The organism is Burkholderia sp. SIMBA_051, from assembly GCF_046534915.1.
In the GTDB taxonomy this organism is placed as follows: Bacteria; Pseudomonadota; Gammaproteobacteria; order Burkholderiales; family Burkholderiaceae; genus Burkholderia; species Burkholderia ambifaria.
Genome location: NZ_JAWRXS010000098.1, coordinates 1 through 353 on the forward strand (window position 1 = coordinate 1; position 353 = coordinate 353).

Genomic DNA, 353 nt, shown 5'->3' on the forward strand with positions numbered 1-353 from the left:
ATGGGTGTCGATGTGGTCGGCGGCATTCCGCATTTCGAACGGACGATGGCGGACGGCGCAGAGTCCGTGCGTCTGCTATGCGAGTTCGCGGCAGAGAAAGGCTTGCGCGTCGACATGCATTGCGACGAATCGGACGATCCACTGTCGCGTCACATCGAAACGCTTGCGGCGCAGACGCATCGGCTCGGGTTGCATGGCCGCGTGACAGGTTCGCATCTGACGTCGATGCATTCGATGGACAACTACTACGTGAGCAAGCTGATTCCGCTGATTCGCGAGTCGGGCGTGGCGGCGATCGCGAATCCGCTCATCAACATCACGTTGCAGGGGCGCGCCGACACCTATCCGAAGCG

At 61.2% G+C, this 353-nt stretch carries 1 protein-coding gene; it reads left to right on the forward strand.

Going from position 1 to position 353, the window contains the following annotated elements:
• Positions 1 to 353: amidohydrolase family protein (locus SB771_RS33720; protein ID WP_410721882.1), on the forward strand; the 353-nt coding region annotated here is incomplete at both ends.